A 20,322-nucleotide genomic window follows, 5' to 3' on the forward strand; every position below is an offset into this window, starting at 1 on the left:
GGGTTCCTTCCGGATCAGGCTTCGACGGGGGCGGGGACCGAGGCGGTGGTGGGGACCTCGGCCAGGGTGATCGGCCCGTGCGTACGGTGCCGCCAGCTCGACCACGCCCAGCCGACGAGCAGCACGCCGCCGATGAAGAGCAGGGCGCTGTACTGCAGCCACCACGACGTGCCGGTCAGGTCGTAGATCTCCGGCCGGGGCCAGATGAGGTTGATCGCCATGCCGATCTGGAACGCCACCGCCAGGGCGTTGAGCGGGATGCCCCAGCGACCGAGGGTGAAGAGCGGCTTGCCGTCCTCGTCCACCCCGGTCGGCAGCCCGGTACGACGGAGCGTGATCCGCTGGACCAGCAGCGGCCCGGTGACCCCGAGGTAGGCCAGGTAGAGCATCGCGATGCACAGGCTCGACAGGGCGGTGAAGATCGCGGACTGCCCGATGTTGACGGCGAGGGCCAGCCCGGCGCCGACCCCGACGACGATCGACGCCGCGATCGGGGTGCCGGTGCGGGGCGAGACCCGGGCGAGGGTGCGGTGGAAGGGCAGCGCCTTCTCGCGGGCCATCGAGTAGACCATCCGGGCGCCGGCGGTCTGCACGGCGAGGGTGCACGCGAAGACCGCGACGGCGACGGTGCAGAGCAGGAGTCGCCCGAAGACGTCGCCCAGGGTCGAGGTGATCACCCAGGCGAGGCCCTGCGTGGCGAGCTTGCCGTCGGTCAGGCTCGGGGCGGCGACGAGGGCGCCGATGATGAGCAGCCCGCCGCCGAGACCGGAGACCGTGAGTGCCCGGACGATCGTCTTCGGGGTGGTCCGGCGCGGGTTGTGGGTCTCCTCGGCGAGCTCACCGGCCGAGTCGAAGCCGACCATCACGTACGCGGCCATCAGCGAGGACGCCAGGAACGCCCACACGTACGGCTCGGTGCTGGTCGACCCGGCGGTCGTGAACACCACGGAGGCGCTGCGGTGCGGCAGGAGGAACAGGGCGCCGATGAGCACGACGACGCCGATGATCTCGATGAGCACGCCGAAGCTCGTCACGCGGGCCATCAGCCGGACGCTCGTGATGTTCACGATCGTCGTCACGGCGAGCATCACCAGACCGAGGACCACCGCGTTCGCGGCACCGGTCGGCGACGCGACGGACGGGTCCGCGCCCGGACCGCCGACGACCTGGAACCCGTCCCAGATCGCGGGGAGCACGGCCTGCACGGCGATGGCCGCCACCGCGACGGTGAGGATCTGGCCGATGATCATCGTCCAGCCGGTGAACCACCCGAACCGGGCTCCGGCCAGGCGGCTCGACCACTGGAAGATCGCGCCGGAGATGGGCCAGCGGGCCGCGAGCTGCGCGAAGTTCAGCGCGACGAGCAGCTGGCCGCCGAAGACGAGCGGCCACGCCCAGAAGAACGCAGCACCGCCGAGCCCGAAGCCGAGTCCGAACAGCTGGAAGACCGTGGTGAGGATCGAGACGAAGGAGAAGCCCGCCGCGAAGGAGGAGAACGAGCCGACCCCGCGGTGGAGTTCCTGCTCGTAGCCGAGGCGGGCGAGCCCCTGGGTGTCGACGTCGGACGTGGCGCGCGGTGCGTGGAGCGGTGCTTGCGGAGAACGCATGACTGCAGACCTTTCGCGGAGTACCTGTCGGGTGACAGGTAGTGCGACAAGTGTCTTGCGGCCCTGTGTCGTCGCCGTTGCCCGTCTGTTTCGAGTGCGTGACGGCAGGCCTCGGCGTGTAAACGTTCCGAGTCGGCGGGCGGATCAGCGGCGGGGGATCACCGGCGGGGGATCACTCGACGTCCACGTCCCGCTTGCCGCGGCGGACGATGAGCGGGTCCGGCTTGCCGATGACGTCGGCTGCCTTGTCCGGGTAGTCGAACTGCGTCAGGAAGTACCGCATCGCGTTGAGGCGCGCGCGCTTCTTGTCGTTCGACCGCACGATCGTCCACGGCGCGTAGCGCTTGCTCGTCCTGGTGAACATCGCGGTCTTCGCCTCGGTGTAGTCCTCCCACCGGTCGAGCGACAGCAGGTCGATGTCGGACAGCTTCCACCGCCGCACCGGGTCGAGCTGGCGCATCGCGAACCGGGTCCGCTGCTCGCGCCGGGTCACCGAGAACCAGAACTTCGTCAGGTGGATGCCGGAGTCGACGAGCATCCGCTCGAACTGCGGCACCTGGGTCATGAACGACTCGTACTCGTCGTCGCTGCAGAACCCCATCACCCGTTCGACGCCGGCGCGGTTGTACCAGGAGCGGTCGAACAGGACCATCTCACCGGCGGCCGGCAGGTGCTGCACGTACCGCTGGAAGTACCACTCGCCACGCTCGCGCTCGGTCGGCTTGCTCAGCGCCACGACCCGCGAGGTCCGGGGGTTGAGGTGCTCCGTGAACCGCTTGATAGTGCCGCCCTTGCCCGCGGCGTCACGCCCTTCGAAGAGCACGACGACCTTCTGGCCGGTGTCCTCGAGCCAGTACTGGCACTTCAGCAGCTCGATCTGCAGCAGGTACTTCTGGTACTCGTACTCGTCCCGCGGCAGGCGCTCCGAGTACGGGTAGTCGTCCTGCCAGGTGAGCACCGGGTTGCCGTGCGGGTCGATCAGCTCCGGGTCGGCCGTCTGACCGTCCGCGACGCTGTACCCCTCGGTCCGCAGCTGTTCGATGTACTCCCGCAACGGCTGCGAGTACGGCGCTGTGTCCACGGTGTCCTCCCTCTGCGAGCCGATCGGGTGTCGGCCCCAGGGCCATCCTGGCCCGGCCACCCGCACGACCGCCCCACGCCTCGCCCTGGACGCGACCCGATGACGGCCTGGAGGCGCGGTGCGGGCCCGCCCCGTGCCTCCCGACCGCATGTGGCCCTTCACAGGCATGATGGGGCCATGACGGACCAGGCCGAGATGATCCACCCCGAGATCGCACCGAGCGGAGACGGGTGCGTCGAGTGCGACGCGACCGGCTCGTGGTGGGTGCACCTGCGCCGCTGCGCGGCGTGCGGCCACGTCGGCTGCTGCGACGACTCCCTCAACACACACGCGACGCGGCACTGGGAGGAGACCGGGCACGCGGTCATCCAGAGCTACGAGCCCGGCGAGACCTGGGCGTGGGACTACCGCGACGACTCCCGTTCCGAGGGGCTCGAGCTCGCGGCACCCACCAGCCACCCCGTGACGCAGGCAGTCCCCGGGCCGGCGGATCGCCTTCCCGGGGACTGGTTGGAACTGCTCGGCGGATCACGCTGATCCGCGGCGGTCGTCAGGTCAGACGGCCGCGGTCGCCTCGTCGCGGTGCGGGAGCTTCCAGCCCGGACGCACGAAGTGGCAGGTGTAGCCGTGCGGGTTCTTCTCGAGGTAGTCCTGGTGCTCGTCCTCGGCCTCCCAGAACGGGCCGGCCGCGGTGACCTCGGTGACGACCTTGCCGGGCCAGATGCCCGACGCGTCGACGTCCGCGATGGTGTCGAGCGCGACCTGCCTCTGCTCGTCGGTCGTGGTGAAGATGGCCGAACGGTAGCTGCGACCGATGTCGTTGCCCTGGCGGTCCTTCGTCGACGGGTCGTGGATCTGGAAGAAGAACTCCAGCAGGTCCCGGTACGAGATCTGGGACGGGTCGAAGACGATCTCGACCGACTCGGCGTGGTCGCCGTGGTTGCGGTACGTCGCGTTCGGCACGTCGCCGCCGGAGTAGCCGACGCGGGTGCTGACGATGCCGGGACGACGACGGAGGAGCTGCTGCGCTCCCCAGAAGCAGCCGCCGGCGAGGATGGCGGTCTCGGTGGTGGTCATGGTGGCCTCCTGGGCTCTCGTGTCACTGGCTGCAACACCGTGTGGTGCAACCGGCAACAGGGACGATCTGTTCCCGTCGTCAGGTCCCCTGTGGGGCACGGACCCACCCGGGTGTGCGGTCGGTACGACTCGACCCTACGAGTCCGTGCTCCGTGTCACCCCTGCGGTACGGTCGGGCTCACATGAAGCGGTCATCCATCGACGAAGTCCAGCGCCGTCCACGTGGTTGGTGGCTGCTCGGACTCGCGTTCTGTTTCCTCGTCTTCCTCGAGGTGTTCGTGGCGATCGGCTCGCTACTGGGGATGGTCGTCGCGCAACTTGAGCAGTACACGCCCTGCGCTTCCGACGTGACGTTGCAGTGTTCGTACGCCGTCGGGGAGACCGCACAGTTCCTCGTGCCGCTCCTCGCACTCGTCGTCGCGATCACGACCTGGGTCATCGGGGCGTCTGGTGCTCCCACGGTACGGCGACAGGTGGTGGTACCCACGATCGGCCTCGTGGTCATCGTCCTGATCTTCGTGCTCGGCGTCGTCGCGATCGATCTGTCGATCAGGTGATCGCGCCCCGCTTCAGTACGCGTAGGTGCCCTGCACGGAGTACACCCGGAGCTGGGTCATCGTTGCGACACCCTGGCTGATCGTCGGCATCGCGATCGCGCCGGTCCAGGTGTCCGACGGGCCGCCGCTGCTGACTGCGCCACCGACGCGGAGCCCCCCGGTGCTCGCCTGCTCGTCCGCGCCCAGGGCGTGGTAGGCGACGCCTTCGCCGGCAGCGTCGTGGTTGACCACGATCCGGATCTGCTGGTTGTCCGCGTCCCAGACGCCGGTGACGAACGTCCACTGGTCCGTCAGCCCCCGAGTCCGCGCTGGTGACACGCACGTGCCGCTCGTCAGGTCGGGCTGCGACTTCACGCAGAAGCGGTAGTCGTCTCCCGCCCACTGCAGGTAGAAGACCGACCCGGTCGGTCCGTCCATCGACACGGCAGTTCCGTACCGACCCTCCTGCGCCGCCGACGGTTTCATCCAGGCAGACACCGTGTAGCTCTTCGTCGTGTCGATCGGCGCTGAGGCGGTGCGGTTGAAGCCGGAGAGGGCAGCCCAGTAGCCGAGGCTCCACTTCTTCGTCTTGCCCTCACACGCGGTGTCGCGCGACAGGAAGTAGTCCTCACCGGACAGGCACTGGAAGACCTCGGCTGACCCGTTCCACTTGGTCGGGACGTCCGCTGCCGTCTTCCAGGCGTACCCGAGCGCCTTGGGCTTCCCGTCCGCGCCGACCTGCATGGTGAAACCAGATGGGCACGCGCCGGTGACCGTGGCCGTGTAGATGCCACTCGTGCAGGTCTTGACCTGGATCATGTTCGACGGGACGTCGGCCGACGGCCCGTAGACCTGCAGTCCGCCGAGCCCCATCTCGTAGGTCTTGCCGGTCGCAGACGTCGAGTGCGCACCCCCACCCTTGTAGCGGTTGACGCGAACCACGTCGTCCTGCTCGATGGAGGGGGCCCCCAACGGGATCGCCCCCACGTCGAGTGGCGTCGTGCTCGTGGTGGGGTCGAGCGTCAGCGCTTGCGCTGCCCGTGCGCCGGTACCGGCGTACGAGCTGTCGTCGCCGATCACGGTCGGCGAGGCGACGGTTCCGCGACCCGACACTGATTCGCCCTGCTGGCCCGACCAGGCGTGTCCTGCGTTCGAGGGACCGGTACCGACACGGGGATCGTCATCTGCGGCCACGCTGTTGCCGGGGACCACCAGGCCGTCTCTGCCGCTCCCGGCGTACGCGGTCGAGACGTTGGCGGCCTTGTCGATGCTCTTCACCCACAGTCGACTCGTGCTGTCGGACGGTGTGAAGCTGACCTTCGCCGTACCGCTGGCATCTGCGCAGACGTAGACGACGATGCCGTCACGGAGGTCGCACGAGTGGTACCCGGTCGCGGTGGTCACCGCTTCCGAAACCGGCTGGACCGGCTGGAGGCTGCCGCCGTCGGAGAGCCAGTACTGGAAACCGCGGATGTCCTTGTCCTTGGTGCTGGCGGTCACCGTGGCGGTCACCTTCGTGCCCACCCTGTACGAGGCGGGCAGCCCGGAGACGGTCGGAGGGTTCGGCACGGTGCTGTCGGAGGAGAAGTAGCACCAGCCCGTCCAGCCGCCCCAGTCGGTACCGTCGTTGCTCTTCGCACGGAACATGTAGTGGCCGTCAGCGAGGGCGCCCTTCGGGATCTGGACGCTCTGGGGCCCTGCGCTCGTCAGGTCGACGCCGTCCGACCAGGCGATCGTGTCCGGGTCGTCGGAGCGCATGACGTGGAAGGTCGTGCGCACGAGTCCACCATCGGGATCACTGGCCTTGACCTGCAACGTGATGGGCTGGGCTGCGTTGTTGACGAACGCGCTGTTGGCGTCACTCGTGCCACAGGCGCGCGTGGGACTCGTGATCGTGATGCCGCTCGGCGTGTTCGGCTTGGTGTTGTACTCGATGGTGAGTGTGGCGTTGTAGGCGAAGTGTTTGCGGCTGAGGCTGCCTTCGGTGGGGGAGCGGAGGCCGATCTGGAGGGTGTTGCCGGCGGTGGCGGCGGCGCCGCGGGTGACGTCCCAGCCGACGGCTTTGCCGGGCATGGCGCAGCCGGCGACGCTGGGGATCTCGGCGTCGGAGATGTGGTCGCGCCATTGGCCTTGGTTGGCTTGGTCGTCGTTCCAGTTCTGTCCGGGTGTGACGTTGCCGTAGCGCCAGGCCTGGACGGTGGCTTCGCCGCAGCTGTAGTTCGCGATGGCGTTGAAGTGTGCTTCGGTGATGTGTTTGCCGTCGAGGGGGCCGAGGTTGAACTGCCAGAACGCGCGTGACATGAACGTCTTGCCGTTCTCGACGGCGTAGCCGACGCTCTGGTAGCCGTTCGCTGCCTGGCCGTTGAGGTAGGACTGGGTGGGGTAGGCGATGTCGTCGAACCAGAGTGCGTTCTGACCGGAGGACCAGTCGGGGTCGACGAACACGGGGAACGTCGGTGCGGTGTCGGTTGCGTCGGTGACGTCGAGCGTGACTGCGGTGGTGGTCGTGGTGTGCTCGAGGGGGGTGGCGCTGCCGGCGCCGCCGGGGCCGTCGGCGTCGCCGCCGTCGGAGGAGTCCCACCAGGTCGGCTTCGACGACTGCAGGGTGGATCCATCGGTCGCGGTCGCTGTTGATGCTGTCGACGAGGTCGAGACGGTGGCGCCGTGCATCTGCAGCTCGACCTGTTGCAGGTCCGGGTTCGTGGCGGCTTCTGGCGTGTTGACGACGAGCACTTCCGCCATGCCTGACGGTGTTGCGGTGAGGCGCAGGTCGACCTCGGGCAGGACGTCTGCGTAGGTGGCTGTGGCGCCGTCGATGGTCGGCGAGGGCAGGGCGCCGCCGGCGGGCCAGGACTCGCTGACCCAGGCGCCGGTGTCGGTCTGGACCTGTGCGAGGGTGTCGGTGCCGCCGCGGGAGAACCGGACGTGGGTGTCGGTGGCCTTCGGTGCGATCCAGGACTGGTCGACGGGAACGAGGTCGGTCTCGACGGGGATCCACTGCCCGGCCTGCTGGGTGCGGACCGGGATGGTGTCCTGTGTCACGGTGAACGAGCCGTCCGGGTTCGCCGTGAGCAGGCTCGTCGGGGTGGTTTCGTCCGAGACGGTCACGCCGTGGTCGTGGGCCTGCGCGATCTCGGAGGCGTCCGCCGAGGTCGCGGAGGACTGGCTGTCCGCGATGGTCGGTGTGGTGGTGGCGGACCCATCGGCGAACGCGGGTGCGCCCGTCGTCGCGAGCAGACCGAGCACCAACGCTGATGTGGCCACTGTCGCGACCACGGTTCTGCCGTGCGGCATTGAACCCCCTGTGAACATCCCGAGCGCGAACTGCGCGAGCACACCGTAGCGAGACCCCGAACCCGGCGAAGACCCCCGAACACGGCACACCACACAGCCACGAGGGGATCCCCGCCCCGCTCAGCCCCGAGAACTCGGCGATGCACCGTCGGAGAGACCCGCGCCGTCGTCCTGTGAACATCCACTCAGCACACGGCGCGGATCAATCGTCAGTAGCGGTAGCTCCCGGAGGTCATCAAGTAACGCAGCTGCGTCCGGGTTGCGACGCCCTGGGTGATGGACGGCATCGCGATGTCACCACTCCACGAATCGACGGGCGCTCCGTCGCTGACACCGCTGCCGAGGAGGAGGCCGCCGCTGCTCGACCTCTCGCCTGCTCCGAGCGAGTGACCGGTCACGCCCACCCCGGACGACGACGCATTGACCATGATCCGGACCTGGTTGTTCGCGGGGTCCCAGACACCCGTGACGAAGGCCCACGTGCCCGGGGACGCGGACGTCTGAGCGGGACTGGTGCAGTCGACGGACGGGGTGTCGGTCTGTTCCTTGACGCAGAAGCGGTACTTGCCGTCGACGTACTGCAGGTAGAACGGCGAATTGGTCTGTCCGTCGAGGGACATCGCCGTGTTGGTCTCGTCGACGGAGGTCTTCGAGGGCCGGAGCCATGCGGAGACCGTGTAGCTCTTCGTCGTGTCCACGATGGGACCCGAGGTCGTGCTGGTCCCTGCCGCGGCGAAGAAGCCGAGGTCGCTGTCCTTGGTGAAGCCTTCGCAGTCCGGGTCGATGGAGGTGAAGTAGTCGACGTCGCCGTGCACGCACCGGTACGCGTGTACGGGCTTCGTCCCCGTGGGCACATCGGCCGCCACCGTCCACGAGTAGCCGAGCTGCACACCAGAGTCGCTGCAGGCACGTCCGGTCGTCATGTCGCCGACCGACGTCGGACACGACCAGAGCAGCCGACTGTGCGAAGGCGCGGGTGCGGCGGGGCTCAGGAGTTCGCCCAGCGTGGACTGGAAGTCCTTGCCGGCTCGCGTGCGCGCTGTGACGGCGATGTGACCGTAGTCGCCGTAGTAGCGGTTGATCCGGACGAGGTCGTCTTGGTGGACACGCGTGGCGTCGAACGGACCGGCGTACCCGGTGTCATCGATGGGGCCGCTCGTGACCGCGCTCGGGTCGAGGGTCAACGACCGGGGGCTGGTCGGGGTCGATGCTTCGTCGAGGAGGACTCTTCGTGATCCGGAAGTGCCGTCGCCTCCCACGTGCCCTGAGCTCCCCGTCCAGGTGTGTGCAGCGCTCTCGCTGTCGACGGTGCGATCGGAGTCCGCCACGATGGGCCAACCCTGGTTCGAGGTGTCCGGGGATGCCGCGGTGACGGAGACGTTGCCGGCCTTGTCGATGCTCTTCACCCAGAGAACGCTGCTGTTGTCGGTCGGTGCGAACCGGATGGTCGCGGTCCGCGAGGACGTGGCACACACGTACGTCACGATCCCGTCGTGCAGGCCGCAGTCCGGGAACCCGATGGCAGTGTTCGCTGCTGCCGTGACCGGTTGGATGTCCGAGCGAGAAGCGCTCACCCACCACGCGAACCCGGCGATCGACGCGTCCGTCGGCGTGGTGGCGGTGACGGAGGTCGCGACCCCGACGGTGTGCGGCTTGTCCACACCCGTCACCGAAGGAGCCTTCGGAGGAGTCGAGTCGGAGTGGATGTAGCACCACGACGACCAGTCGCCCCACTCGCTGTCGTCGTTCGAACGCGCGCGGACAGCGAAGTCCCCGTCGGGCAGGTAGCCCTTCGGCAGGACTGCCGTCTGCGTTCCCTGTGCCGCTCGGACCGAGACGACTCCGTCACCGACGTGCGTTGCCAGGTCCGACGCCTTGTACACGTAGAACTTCGTCGCGAGGTTCTCCCCGTCGGGATCCGAGCTCTGCACCGAGAGGGTCAGGCTCTGCGCATCGTTGTTGATCCATGCGGCGGAATCAGTCGAGTCCCCGCACGTGCGGGTCGGCGAGGTGATCCGGAAGTGCGTCGGGGCGTTCGGGACGGTGTTGTACTCGATGGTGAGTGTGGCGTTGTAGGCGAAGTGTTTGCGGCTGAGGCTGCCTTCGGTGGGGGAGCGGAGGCCGATCTGGAGGGTGTTGCCGGCGGTGGCGGCGGCGCCGCGGGTGACGTCCCAGCCGACGGCTTTGCCGGGCATGGCGCAGCCGGCGACGCTGGGGATCTCGGCGTCGGAGATGTGGTCGCGCCATTGGCCTTGGTTGGCTTGGTCGTCGTTCCAGTTCTGTCCGGGTGTGACGTTGCCGTAGCGCCAGGCCTGGACGGTGGCTTCGCCGCAGCTGTAGTTCGCGATGGCGTTGAAGTGTGCTTCGGTGATGTGTTTGCCGTCGAGGGGGCCGAGGTTGAACTGCCAGAACGCGCGTGACATGAACGTCTTGCCGTTCTCGACGGCGTAGCCGACGCTCTGGTAGCCGTTCGCTGCCTGGCCGTTGAGGTAGGACTGGGTGGGGTAGGCGATGTCGTCGAACCAGAGTGCGTTCTGACCGGAGGACCAGTCGGGGTCGACGAACACGGGGAACGTCGGTGCGGTGTCGGTTGCGTCGGTGACGTCGAGCGTGACTGCGGTGGTGGTCGTGGTGTGCTCGAGGGGGGTGGCGCTGCCGGCGCCGCCGGGGCCGTCGGCGTCGCCGCCGTCGGAGGAGTCCCACCAGGTCGGCTTCGACGACTGCAGGGTGGATCCATCGGTCGCGGTCGCTGTTGATGCTGTCGACGAGGTCGAGACGGTGGCGCCGTGCATCTGCAGCTCGACCTGTTGCAGGTCCGGGTTCGTGGCGGCTTCTGGCGTGTTGACGACGAGCACTTCCGCCATGCCTGACGGTGTTGCGGTGAGGCGCAGGTCGACCTCGGGCAGGACGTCTGCGTAGGTGGCTGTGGCGCCGTCGATGGTCGGCGAGGGCAGGGCGCCGCCGGCGGGCCAGGACTCGCTGACCCAGGCGCCGGTGTCGGTCTGGACCTGTGCGAGGGTGTCGGTGCCGCCGCGGGAGAACCGGACGTGGGTGTCGGTGGCCTTCGGTGCGATCCAGGACTGGTCGACGGGAACGAGGTCGGTCTCGACGGGGATCCACTGCCCGGCCTGCTGGGTGCGGACCGGGATGGTGTCCTGTGTCACGGTGAACGAGCCGTCCGGGTTCGCCGTGAGCAGGCTCGTCGGGGTGGTTTCGTCCGAGACGGTCACGCCGTGGTCGTGGGCCTGCGCGATCTCGGAGGCGTCCGCCGAGGTCGCGGAGGACTGGCTGTCCGCGATGGTCGGTGTGGTGGTGGCGGACCCATCGGCGAACGCGGGTGCGCCCGTCGTCGCGAGCAGACCGAGCACCAACGCTGATGTGGCCACTGTCGCGACCACGGTTCTGCCGTGCGGCATTGAACCCCCTGTGAACATCCCGAGCGCGAACTGCGCGAGCACACCGTAGCGAGACCCCGAACCCGGCGAAGACCCCCGAACACGGCACACCACACAGCCACGAGGCGGAGTTCGCCCGGACCGGCGGGCATGGCCGGGAGGGTGATAGTCCTCACAGCTGCAGAGGCGCGAGGCCCGGATCTCCGCGGATCGAGTCCGGGTCACCCGCGTTCGGGGGGCACCTGTCTATGTGTTCCCGATCGATACGATCCGGAAGCCGTCCACGGAAGCTCCGCGCGCGGCCCTGAACCGAAAACTGGGGGACTCGTGCATCGAGCAGCTGTAACCGTTCGCTTTGCGGTCGAAGGCGCTGACGCGTGAGCCGGCACCGTTCACGGCCGCAGACCCGTCAGCGCCTGAGGACTCGAGCATCGATCGCCCTGATCGCAGTCGTGGCGGTCACCACCTCCGTCTTGACCTACGTCAATTCCGGCGATTCGAGCATCGTCGCCGATCTCGGGACCTCCGTTTCGGGTCGCCATGCGCGTGCGATCGACCAGCACGTCCAGGCGTCGTCATCGAAGACGGTCACGACTCCGACGAAGCACCTGACGGCGAACAGCTGGGATCTCTCCCTCGGTGGGGAGCTGCCGGGGACTGGCCTCGTCACCTCTGCTTCCGCCGGGGGGACCGCAGCACGGGTGAGCGGGGCATGGCGCGCGCTCGGTGACACGGGACTCGAAGTCGCCGCCGCACGTGCCGACACCTCGACCGGTGTCCTCGAACACGTGACCGCACGGGTGGCCTCTCGTGCCGCAGCGAAACACCAACACCTCCAAGGCATCGTGATCAAGCTCACACGCCCGACGACCCGGAAGAACGCTGCTCCCGTCGCGGTGAAGGTACCGACCAAGCTGCTCGCACAGCAGTTCGGTGCGGACTACGCACACCGCACACGCTGGGTGCAGCTGGACGGCGACAAGCCGTACTCTGCGGCAGCGGCGGTGCCGGTGGCAACGTTGACCTCGGCGAAGAGCGTGGTCCTGACACCGATGCTCGCTGCTCGCACGGTGACCCTCGCCGCAACGAGTGCGACGGCGTCGAGCAGTGGCTCGGGGAGCTTCTCCGCAACGTCCATGAAGGAATCCGGGTCGTGGGACGTGTCCGCGCAGACCGGAGACTTCACCTGGCAGTACCCGATGACGGCTCCTGCACCGCCGGCAGGCCCGAGCCCCAACATCGCGCTTGCGTACGACTCGCAGAGTGTCGACGGCGAGACCGGCTCGACGAACAACCAGCCCTCGGCCGTCGGAGACGGGTGGGACCTCGCGGCGGCCGGCTCCATCGAGCGCCGGTACGTGCCATGTTCTCAGGACGACGGTGCGTCCGGTCCGGTGAAGACCTCCGGTGACCAGTGCTGGAAAGCGGACAACGCGACGCTCTCCCTCGCTGGCCACAATGCGGCGCTGGTTCGCGACAAGACTTCCGGAACGTGGAAGATGCAATCCGATGACGGGTCACGCATCGAGCACCTCGTCGGCACCGGATCCGGTTGCTCGCCGAACGGGACCTACGACACCGACTGCTGGCGCGTCACGACGACCGACGGAACGCAGTACTACTTCGGGAAGAACCAGCTGCCTGGATGGGCGTCCGGAAAGGCCACGACCAACTCGACCTGGACGGTGCCGGTGTTCGGGAACGACGCCGGGGAGCCTTGCCATGCGTCGACGTTCGCTGCGTCGTCCTGCACACAGGCGTGGCGATGGAACCTGGACTACGTCGTCGATGTCCATGGGAATGCCGAGGCCTTCTACTACGACGCGGAGACGAACAGCTACGGCAAGAACGGTTCGGGTGCCACCAGCTACGTCCGAGGCGGCCAGCTCGATCACATCGACTACGGACTCACTGCCGCCACTGTCTACACGGCCAACGCCGCGAGCGGACGAGTCACCTTCGGCTACAACGCGTACGGACGGTGCAGCGACTCAACCCACGCAAACTGCACGAGTGAAGCCATAACAGCTGCCGCGACGAAGCCCGCGAAGCCGACCTACTACCCGGACGTGCCGTGGGACCAGTTCTGCACGTCGGCATGCACCGCCACCACTGTCCCGAGCTTCTGGACCGATGGCATGTTGGACACGGTGACGACAGCGGTGCGGTCGGGATCTTCCTACGCGACCGTCGACAAGTGGACGCTGTCGCATTCGTTCCCGTCGCCGGGAGACGGGACGAACGCTGCGCTGTGGATGACGCAGGTGCAGCACACCGGGTACTCAGGGAGCAGCTCGCTCACCGAGCCCGCCGTGAAGTTCGGCGGCGTGGCGATGCAGAACCGGGTCTGGGCGGTCGATGGCCTCGCGCCGTTGGACAAGCAGCGAATCTCGTCCATCACCTCCGAGACAGGTGCTGTGACATCCGTCAACTACTCGGGCCAGGACTGCACGCCGGCAGAAGTCCCGTCGCTCAAGGGCGACTTGGCGAACAACGTGCGGCGGTGCTTCCCGCAGTGGTGGACGGGCAACGTCGTTCCGGCGCAGGAACCGAAACTCGACTTCTTCCACAAGTACGTCGTGACGAGTGTCGTGGATGATCCCCGCACCGGTGGGGGCAACGACCGGCCGCACGAGACGAGCTACGCGTACACCGGCAAGCCGGCATGGCGCTACTCGAATACGCCGTTCGTGCCGTCGAAGTACCGGACCTGGTCGAACTACGCTGGCTACGACACCGTAGAAGTGCGCGATGGCGCCAAGTCCTCGCCGGCCGATCAACAGGTCACCGCGTACGTCTTCTACCGGGGGCTCGACGGCGACAGGGCTTCCGACGCGGGTGGCACCAAGTCCGTCGCGGTGACCGGAGCGCCCGGAGTGGACGATTCACCGTGGCTCGCCGGACGGACGCGTGAAACGGTCGTCCGGGCCGGGGTCGGCGGAGCGGTCATCTCCACCACGGTGCAGACTCCGTGGTCTTCGTCGGTCCTGGCGGACGACGGAACGCTGCAAGCTCGTCGTGTCGACGAGGGCACCTCGAGGGTGACGGAGCCGACTTCCTCTGGGGCGACGAGGTCAGTGGTCACCTCGAAGGACTACGACTCCCACGGTGAGGAGATCCAGGAAGAGACGCGGAGTTCCGACGCTGGGTCGACCTGCTCGACCACGACCTACGCTCCGGCGAACACGACCACCTGGCTGGTCGGCGTACCGCTCGAGGAGAAGGTCGTCGATGTCCCGTGCGACACGGAGACGCCCGATGTGAGCGACGTCATGTCGGATGTTCGGACGACGTACGACAACGATGCGCTCGGCGCCGTCCCGACGCGCGCTGATCCGACGAAGGTGGAGACCGTCTCGTCGTACTCCGGGTCGGTTCCGGTGTGGACGAAGGCCACTGCTGCACAGTTCGACGCGATGGGCAGGGTGACCTCCTCCACTGACGAGATCGGGCGGACGACGGCGACGACCTACACACCGACGACCGGCGGCCCGGTGACGGCTGTGACCACGACGAACGTCAAGGGCTGGAAGCACACGGAGACGCTGGAGCCGGGGCGGAACTCGGTCCTGAGCGTGACCGACTTCGACGGCAGCGTCACGACGGCGAGCTACGACCCGCTCGGTCGGCGGACCCAGGTCTGGATGCCAGGACGGGCGAAGGCTGCTTTTCCTTCAGCGCCCAACTACGCCTACGCCTACACCGAGTCCCAGACTGCCCCTCTCGCCGTGGCGACCACCTCGCTCAACGCGACCGGAACGACCACCGCCTTCACGCTCTACGACGGGCTCGGCCGGCAAGTGCAGACGCAGCGCCCGTCGAGTTCCGGGGGCAGCGTCGTCTCCGACACGGCGTACGACAGTCAAGGCCGACCCACCTTGGTGAACAACGACTACTGGTCGAGCGGAAGCGCTCCGTCCAACAAGCTGTTCCTCCCCGTGAGTCAGCAGCAGATCCAGTCCAGCGTCGAGACGCAGTACGACGCCGTCGGCCGTTCCACGGCGGAGATCACGTCTTCGTACGGGGTCGAGAAGTACCGTACGACGACCCGGTACTCCGGTGCGGACGAAGTGGACGTCCTCCCGCCGGCAGGGGGGACGCCGACATCGATCTTCACGAACTCGCTCGGCAAGAAGACGACCTACCGTGAGTACCTCGGTGCGTTCGGTTCGACCGAGCGCCAAGACACGCGCTACACCTACGACGGGCGCGGTGCGCTGAGTTCGATGCAGGACCCGGCGGGAAACCGGTGGTCGTGGTCCTACGACGTGCTGGGCCGTCGTGTCGCAGCGAACGATCCAGACGCTGGCTCGTCCACGTACGCCTTCGATGCCGCGGGTCGCCAGACGAGCAGCACCGACGCGCGCGGCGTGACGTTGACCACGCAGTACGACGACCTCGATCGTGAGACCGCCCGCTACGTCGGTGGCACGAACGGCGCCATCGACAGCTCGTGGACCTACGACTCTGTCAAGATCGGACAACTCAGTTCGAGCACGCGGTACGTCGGTTCCACTCCTGGTCACCCTGGGAGCGCCTACACGACCTCGATCGGAGGCTACGACGGTTCCAACCAGCCGACCGCGCGCACGGTCAGCATCCCGGCTGATGCTCCGGCTTTCGGGGGAACCACCTACACGACGAAGCAGGCCTACAACACCGACGGATCGCTCGCTTCGGTGACCGCTCCCGCGATCGGGGGTATCGCTGCGGAGCGCTCCACCTACACGTACAACGCACTGGGGGCGCCGAGCAGTCTCGCGGGCATCAAGAGCTACGCCGGACTGACGTACGACGCGCTCAACCGGGTCGCACAGGTGGATCGTGACGGCACCGTGGTCAACACGACGGCGTACACGCGCGATGCGGCCACCGGCGCGCTCACCGGGATCCTGGATCAAACCGGGACGGGTTCGTCCACGGTCGTCCAGGCGAAGCGGACCTACACGAGGAACGCTGCCGGATCGATCACGTCGACGTCGACGACGGGCGCAGCGGGGAGCGAAATCCAGTGCTACGCGTACGACTCCCTGCAGGAACTGACCGAAGCATGGACCCCGACAGCGAGCTGTGCGAATGATCCCGTCGTCGGCGGTCTCGGTGGCGCGAGCCCCTTCTGGAACTCGTACGAGTACGACACGAAAACCGGGAACCGGACTTCGGAAACGAAGCACGTGGCCAGCGGTGACGTCGTCTCCAGCTACTCCTATGCATCGCCAGGGTCCGCCCACCCGCACGCCGTGGAGCAGGTTGCCAAGGCCACAGCCGGATCAGCTGTCGAGAACTCGACCTACGATTACGATCCCGCCGGCAACACCATCCAGAACGACGACCTCTCGTTGTCGTACGGCGCCGACGGCAGTGTGTCGTCGATCCAGTCCGGCTCGGGGCAACAGCAGGAGATCTACGACGCCGAAGGAGCGCTCCTGCTCCAGATCGACCCGGTCGATGGCGCCGCGCTCTTCCTCGGTGACACCGAGCTCAGGCAGGAGCCTTCGGACGCAGAGCCGAGAGCCACGCGCACGTACGCCCTCGCCGGCGTCCTGATCGCAGAGCGTTCCGTCGAACCGACGGGTCAGGTCGTCAAGGCCCTCGACAGTGACATCGACGGGAACGCCGACCTGGAGAGTTCGGTCTCGGACGGCAAGGTTGTCCGACGCTGGTTCGATCCGTTCGGCAACCTGCGCGAGCCCTCGCCGACGTGGGGATCGAAGCGTGGCTTCCTCAACGCACCCGTGTCGGACTTCTCCGGGCTCGTGCAACTCGGAGCGCGTGCCTACGATGCGTCGCTCGGACGATTCCTGTCGGTCGACCCGGTCTCCGGGACGGACAACCCTCGTCAGAACAACGCGTACGGGTACGGTGCGAACGACCCCGTCAACAACACCGACGCGACCGGCGAGTGCTACCTGGCCATCGGCGGAGGCGGCAACTGTGGCGGTGGGGTGGAGCACGTCAACCCCCACGCTCCGAGCGGTATCAACCACGGCGCGAACGGCCGTGTCTGGGTGACCATCCCGCGCCGACCGTCTGCACCCCGGCCGGCAACGACCTACACGTACGTCAGCGGTGTTCGCATCGCGCAGCCCCACCCGGTCGGACCGTACTCGAACTTCGAGGTCTCCAGGAAACAGGCACTGGCAGGCGAGGCGCGCACCCAGTGGGCCGCCTGGCAGCTCGGTCAGCTCCTCGACCTGTTCAACGCCCTTCCCCTCGAGGGGGCTGCGGAGAAGGGCGCGGCCGCTGTGGGCATGGCCGGAGCAGGGGGGCGTGCTACTGCAAGGACCTACCAGCTTGCGCAGGCTCGCGCGGACGCAGCGGCGGCGGCGGAAGCGGTTGCGTCCAGGCTGGCCGCGAACGCTGCGAAGGGCCGAGCAGGTGAGGCATGGGCCGCCGATTACCTCGGCCTGACCAAGAACAACCGTCAGTTCAAGGCGCCTAGCGGAAAGGTGGCGTACCGTATCCCCGACTTCTACGTGGAAGGGGTCAACCTCGGCGAGGTCAAGAACGTTTCATACCAGGGATGGACTTCGCAGCTGCGTGACTTCGCTGCTATCGCGAAGCGGGAAGGTGCGACCTTCAACCTGTATCTCCGAACGAACACCACTCCGTCTCCGCGGCTCCTGAAGGCGCAAGAAGACGGTCTGGTCAAAATCCACCAAGTGCTCCCGGGGTCTTGATGCCGCTCACACCAGAAGAAACTGCCGAGCAGTCGGCGATCCTGGCCGACCTCCGAGCGCTGGGGTACGACTTCCCGAACCTGTCCGCTTTCGCTCAATCGGGTATCCGGTACAAGGACGCGGTGCCGACGCTACTCGAGTGGCTGCGGAAGGCGCGGACGCCGATGATGCAGCGGGTAATCGCTCATGCGCTGGCGAACCCGTCGGCAAAGGGCACGGCGATGCCTGCGCTGATTGAGGCGTTCCGCAACTTCACCGACGAAGCGGATACACGCTGGGCGGTGGGGGCCTCGATCGAATCAGCGTACGTGGACACGTACTTCGATGACGTGGCAGCGCTCGCGCTTGACCGGAAGTACGGCGATGCTCGCCAGATGGTGGCCCTCGCGCTGGGGAAGTCGAAGCGGCCCGAAGCGGTCGACGTCCTCCTGCAACTCATGGACGACCACGACATCAGCGGGCACGCGGTCTTCGCACTGAGCAAGCGGCCGAACCCGCGAGCGCGCGAGGCCTTGCAGGAAAAGCTGACCGACGACCGCCCGTGGGTGCGGAAGAAGGCTGCGCTCGGGCTGCGGAAGATCGGGGTGGAGCCCGCCGTCTGACGGACCGGAGGCGCGGTGCCAGCTGGCACCGCGCCTCCAGTCCTCGGTGGGGCCGGCGTCAGCTCGCGGTGTCCTCGAGCGCGTCGAGCGCGGCCACGTCCTCGGCGGCCAGCACGAAGTCGACGTCGGCGTTCTCGGCGATGCGTGACGGGGTCGTGGACTTCGGCAGCGGCAGGACGTCCTTCTCGAGCAGGTAGCGGATCGCGACCTGGGCGACGGTCTTGTCGTACTTCGCCGCGATCTCGGCGATCTGCTCGTTCTCGAGCAGTCCGCCGGTGGCGAGCGGGGAGTAGCCCTCGGTCAGGATGTCGTGCTCGCGGTCGAAGGCGGTCGTCTCGTCCTGGGTGTTGCCGATGAACCAGCGGATCTGGTTGGCGTGCGGGACGACGTCCGTGCGGCCGAGCAGGTCCTCGAGGTCGGCGACGGCGAAGTTCGAGACACCGATGCTCTTGGTGCGGCCGGCGTCGTAGAGCTCCTCGAAGACCTTCCACACCTCGACGTTTCCGTCGCGGTGGTCGGAGCCCATGTCGCTCCAGGGCCACGGCGCGTGGATCAGGTACAGGTCGACGTGTCCGAGGTCGAGGTTGCGGCTCGACTCCTCGAAGGCGTCGCGGGCGCCCGAGGCCGTCTTGATCTCGGCCGGCAGCTTCGTGGTGATGAAGAGTTCGTCGCGGGGGATGCCGCTGTCGCGGACGGCCTCGCCGACGCTCGCCTCGTTGCCGTAGGCCAGGGCGGTGTCGATGTGGCGGTAGCCGAGGTCGAGGGCCGTCTTCGTGGCGTCGTACGCGTCGGAGCCGGACGGGATCTGCCAGGTGCCGAAGCCGATCTTCGGGATGTGCAGACCGTCGGACATGGTGAACGTGTCGATGAGTGCGGGCATGCAGCGGACAGTACGCCGCAACCGCACAGCGTTCCGAGGGGCTGCCGGGTTGCATGGCGCCCACCTCGAACGGACGGAAGGACGCCCCCATGCCCCTGAAGCCCACCGTGCACGACCGGAAGACCGGTGTCACCCCGCCCGGATCGGCCGGCGGCTTCGAGCTCGCCCTGCTCGACCGGGGCGCCGCCGTGCTGCAGACCTCGGCGCCGCTGCGGGGTTTCGACGTCTACGTGGTCGGCTTCCACTGCGTGAAGGGCGAGCCCGACGTGCAGATGGAGGCGCACCTGCCCGAGGGCGAGCAGGCGTCGTGGCACCCGCACAACCACGAGGTGTTCTCCGGTGAACTCGTCGCTCCGGGCCTGCCGATCTCGGTCGAGACCGAGCTGATGGGGCACCTGGTGAACTCGTACGGCTAGCCCTGGCACACCTGGCACAGCACCCCGATGGGCTCGCAGCCCGCACACGACCTGCCGATCGGCGATCCGATGCTCATGTGGTCGTTCAACCGCGAGGGCGAGCGCGGTGTCGGCACGATGCGCGACGCCTTCACGGGCACGAGCCCGACCCCGGGCGTCGTCGACGCGGACGACGGACGCCCCTGACGACGGACGGGAGGCCCGTGGCGGTGTCGCCACGGGCCTCCCGTCCGTCGTGTGCTGCGGTTCAGCGCGCGGTGCGCGTCCCGATCCGCGGCAGGACGAAGCCGAGCACGATCATCGCGACGGCCAGGAAGGCGTGCAGCACGTTGTCCGCGCTGTTCAGCGGCACGAAGTTCGCGCCACCGGCCATGCCCGCCGTGAAGAGCCCGTAGACGAAGAGCACCGCGTAGACGATGCCGCCGGCGACGAGGTACAGGCGTGCGGAGGCTGCACGGCGGGCGGCGAGCAGCCCGACGATGCCGAAGAGCAGGTGCACGATGTTGTGCAGGACGGACACCTGGAACAGGCCCAGGAGCAGGGCCATGGAGCCGTGGCCGGCCATCGACATCGAGCCCATGTCCATGGTGAGTCCGGGGATGAACCCGGCGATGCCGACGATCAGGAAGACGACACCGAAGACGAACGCGCCCCGCTGGGTCCACGTCGAACCGGAGGTGGTGCGTGCGGTTGCTGCGCTGCTGGTCATGATCAGCCCTCTTTTCTGTACGCGCCGCAGTGTGCGGCACACATG

Annotated in this window: 13 protein-coding genes; 6 read left to right on the forward strand and 7 right to left on the reverse strand. The window is 67.8% G+C overall.

The genetic code is table 11. The features are described 5' to 3' along the window. Nucleotides 1-14: 14 nt before the first annotated feature. Together ACZZ9K_RS11710 and ppk2 are read right to left on the reverse strand one after the other, a co-directional pair. The gene (locus tag ACZZ9K_RS11710; RefSeq protein ID WP_349847453.1) at nt 15-1,607 is read right to left on the reverse strand and encodes an APC family permease; all 1,593 of its coding nucleotides are present in this window, start codon (nt 1,605-1,607) and stop codon (nt 15-17) included. A 172-nt stretch (nt 1,608-1,779) separates the two neighbouring features. Continuing rightward, complete coding sequence (gene ppk2 / locus ACZZ9K_RS11715) at nt 1,780-2,688, reverse strand: polyphosphate kinase 2 (RefSeq protein ID WP_027467245.1); 909 nt, start codon at nt 2,686-2,688, stop codon at nt 1,780-1,782. A 177-nt stretch (nt 2,689-2,865) separates the two neighbouring features. On the opposite strand from ppk2, the gene ACZZ9K_RS11720 reads away from it, so the two are divergent. Continuing rightward, a complete protein-coding gene (locus ACZZ9K_RS11720) occupies nt 2,866-3,225 on the forward strand; it encodes a UBP-type zinc finger domain-containing protein (RefSeq protein ID WP_071245324.1) in 360 nt (119 codons plus the stop codon). 18 nt (nt 3,226-3,243) lie between these two features. Here ACZZ9K_RS11720 and msrA read toward each other — a convergent pair whose 3' ends face one another. Beyond that, complete coding sequence (msrA, locus tag ACZZ9K_RS11725; protein ID WP_463444118.1) at nt 3,244-3,765, reverse strand: peptide-methionine (S)-S-oxide reductase MsrA; 522 nt, start codon at nt 3,763-3,765, stop codon at nt 3,244-3,246. Between the two features lie 182 nt (nt 3,766-3,947). Here msrA and ACZZ9K_RS11730 point away from each other — a divergent pair, with 182 nt between their 5' ends. Beyond that, entirely contained in the window at nt 3,948-4,322 is a 375-nt protein-coding gene (locus ACZZ9K_RS11730) for a hypothetical protein (protein ID WP_463444119.1), read from the forward strand. A gap of 12 nt (nt 4,323-4,334) precedes the next feature. On the opposite strand, the gene ACZZ9K_RS11735 is transcribed toward ACZZ9K_RS11730, so the two are convergent. Beyond that, a complete protein-coding gene (locus tag ACZZ9K_RS11735; RefSeq protein ID WP_463444120.1) occupies nt 4,335-7,565 on the reverse strand; it encodes a LamG-like jellyroll fold domain-containing protein in 3,231 nt (1,076 codons plus the stop codon). Between the two features lie 239 nt (nt 7,566-7,804). Then, nucleotides 7,805-10,981: a hypothetical protein gene (locus tag ACZZ9K_RS11740; RefSeq protein WP_463444121.1), complete on the reverse strand. Its 3,177-nt coding sequence runs from the start codon at nt 10,979-10,981 to the stop codon at nt 7,805-7,807. 854 nt (nt 10,982-11,835) lie between these two features. Here ACZZ9K_RS11740 and ACZZ9K_RS11745 point away from each other — a divergent pair. Together ACZZ9K_RS11745 and ACZZ9K_RS11750 are read left to right on the forward strand one after the other, a co-directional pair. Continuing rightward, nucleotides 11,836-17,670, forward strand: coding sequence for a putative toxin (locus tag ACZZ9K_RS11745; protein WP_463444122.1), 5,835 nt, complete (start codon nt 11,836-11,838; stop codon nt 17,668-17,670). Beyond that, entirely contained in the window at nt 17,670-18,272 is a 603-nt protein-coding gene (locus ACZZ9K_RS11750) for a HEAT repeat domain-containing protein (RefSeq protein ID WP_463444123.1), read from the forward strand. Before ACZZ9K_RS11745 ends, ACZZ9K_RS11750 begins: the two co-directional genes overlap by 1 nt. A 58-nt stretch (nt 18,273-18,330) precedes the next feature. Here ACZZ9K_RS11750 and ACZZ9K_RS11755 read toward each other — a convergent pair whose 3' ends face one another. Next, complete coding sequence (locus tag ACZZ9K_RS11755) at nt 18,331-19,152, reverse strand: aldo/keto reductase (protein WP_463444124.1); 822 nt, start codon at nt 19,150-19,152, stop codon at nt 18,331-18,333. 89 nt (nt 19,153-19,241) lie between these two features. On the opposite strand from ACZZ9K_RS11755, the gene ACZZ9K_RS11760 reads away from it, so the two are divergent. Continuing rightward, nucleotides 19,242-19,568, forward strand: coding sequence for a DUF1264 domain-containing protein (locus tag ACZZ9K_RS11760; RefSeq protein ID WP_463444125.1), 327 nt, complete (start codon nt 19,242-19,244; stop codon nt 19,566-19,568). A 27-nt stretch (nt 19,569-19,595) separates the two neighbouring features. Further along, complete coding sequence (locus ACZZ9K_RS11765; protein WP_463444126.1) at nt 19,596-19,754, forward strand: hypothetical protein; 159 nt, start codon at nt 19,596-19,598, stop codon at nt 19,752-19,754. 61 nt (nt 19,755-19,815) lie between these two features. Here the strand turns inward: ACZZ9K_RS11765 and ACZZ9K_RS11770 are convergent, their stop codons facing one another. Next, nucleotides 19,816-20,277 carry a DUF4383 domain-containing protein gene (locus tag ACZZ9K_RS11770; protein WP_027467234.1) on the reverse strand — a complete coding sequence of 154 codons (462 nt, stop codon included), beginning with the start codon at nt 20,275-20,277 and terminating at the stop codon, nt 19,816-19,818. Between the last annotated feature and the right edge of the window lie 45 nt (nt 20,278-20,322).

The organism is Curtobacterium sp. AC268, assembly GCF_979258745.1.